Here is a 1919-nt window from a genome sequence, read left to right as displayed (position 1 = left end):
TAGCACTAGCTAGCGCAAAAGCTTATGAGGCTATAGGAGGAACTTTAGAAAAAATTAAGCTTGTATTAGATTCTGGAATATATAAAAATTGTTATTCTTGTGCAATACCAGGGACTGATGACTTTGGTATCGAAATAGCAGCATTGTTAGGAGTTTTAGTAGGAAAACCAGAATTAGAATTAGAGGTATTAAAAGAAATTAAAAAGGAAGATGAGGATAAAGCTAAGCAGCTAAGAAACGAAGGGAAAGTGGAAATAGAAGTAAAAAAAGGTCATGTTGGAATATATGTAGATTGTATTGTAATGACAGATAAAGGGTGGGCAAGAGTAGTTATACAAGAAAAACATTCCAATATTGTATTAATTGAAGCAAATGATAAAATTATATATAAAAAAGAAATAAATATATGTGAAGATAAAAAAGAAAAAACCTTGGATATTAAAAAAGAAAAACTTATTGATTTAATTAATTTTGTTGAACAAGTACCTTTTACAGATATCAAATTTGTATTAGATGCTGTTAAGGTTAATAAAGAGTTAGGTGAATATGCAATAAAAGGTTCAGGAATGAATGTTGCTTATACTTTATCGAATCTAGCAAAAGAAAATATTTTAGCAGATGATATTTCTCATTATGCTCAAATCTTAACTGGATATGCTATAGATGCTAGATTAGGCGGTGTATCTAAGCCAGCGATGAGTATAAGCGGAAGTGGTTCTCATGGTATAATTGCAACTATGCCTATTGCAGCTATTGCTGAAAGAAAAGATATAGATGATGAAAGACTTGCTAGAGCTGTAGCTTTAAGTTTTTTGATCACTATCTATATAAAGGAATATTCAGGTAGATTATCAGCTTTTTGTGGATGTGCAATAGCCGGAGGAACAGGTGCTAGTACAGGCATAGTTTATTTGTTAGGTGGTAATTATACTCAAATTTCTTATGCTATTAACAATATGGCTGGCAATATAACAGGCATGATATGCGATGGAGGCAATTACGGATGTGCACTAAAAGCTGTTACTGCTGCCAATGTTGCTGTAATGTCTGCTATTTTTGCACTTTATGATACTAATATACCTACTAATTATGGGATAGTAGGTAATACTGCGGAAGAAACAATGAGAAATATGGGACAAATTGCTTCACCTGGAATGTTAGAAACAGAAAACACTATATTAAATATTATGTTAAACAAAAATACAACTAATGTTTAATTAGAAGAATAAAGATAAAAAGTTATAAGTGTTTAGTTAAAAATGTGATTTAATTATATGGGGTAGGGAGGGTTATAAATGAAAATTTTTATAAGTGCAGATATTGAAGGAGTAACTGGAGCAACAGATTGGCAAGAAGCAAGAAAAGTTTCACCAGAATATCAATGTTTTGCAGAACAAATGACTAAAGAAGTAGTAGCAGCTTGTGAAGGAGCTAATGTATCTGGAGCTACAGAGATTTTGATAAAAGATGCTCATGGTACTGGGAGGAATATTGATCAATCTAAATTACCAGAAAATACTAGCCTAATTAGAGGGTGGAGTGGTGGCCCTTATAAGATGATACAAGGGCTAGATGAAAGTTTTGATGCAGTAGCATATATTGGATATCATTCTTATGGTAACTCTAATGAAAATCCTTTGGCTCATACGATGAATAGCTCTGTAATTGATTATGTAAAATTAAATGGTGAATATTGTAGTGAGTTTTTGATGCATTCTTATTTAGCAGCATACTTAGGAGTACCTGTTTGTTTTTTAAGTGGAGATAAAGGTATTTGTGATCAAGTAAAAAAATTTAATGAAAATATCATAACAGTACCTGTAAAAGAAGGTAAAGGAGCTTCAACTATAAATATCCACCCTAATAAAGCTTTAGAATTAATAAAAAATGGGATGAAAGAAGCTTTAAAGGGAGACCTA

At 31.6% G+C, this 1919-nt stretch carries 2 protein-coding genes; both read left to right on the top strand.

Features of this window, described 5'->3' with window-relative positions:
* Nucleotides 1-1217, top strand: a 1217-nt coding sequence (locus VK998_RS05125) for an L-cysteine desulfidase family protein (protein WP_325226256.1), incomplete at its 5' end; no start/stop codon positions are given.
* A gap of 78 nt (nt 1218-1295) precedes the next feature.
* Nucleotides 1296-1919 (top strand): M55 family metallopeptidase (locus VK998_RS05120; RefSeq protein ID WP_325226254.1); only part of this gene is annotated, 624 nt, incomplete at its 3' end.

It is taken from the genome of Schnuerera sp., from assembly GCF_035459645.1.
Classification (GTDB): domain Bacteria; phylum Bacillota; class Clostridia; order Tissierellales; family Tepidimicrobiaceae; genus Schnuerera.
Note: the sequence above shows the minus strand (reverse complement) of the source record. Positions and strands in the feature narration are given on the sequence as shown.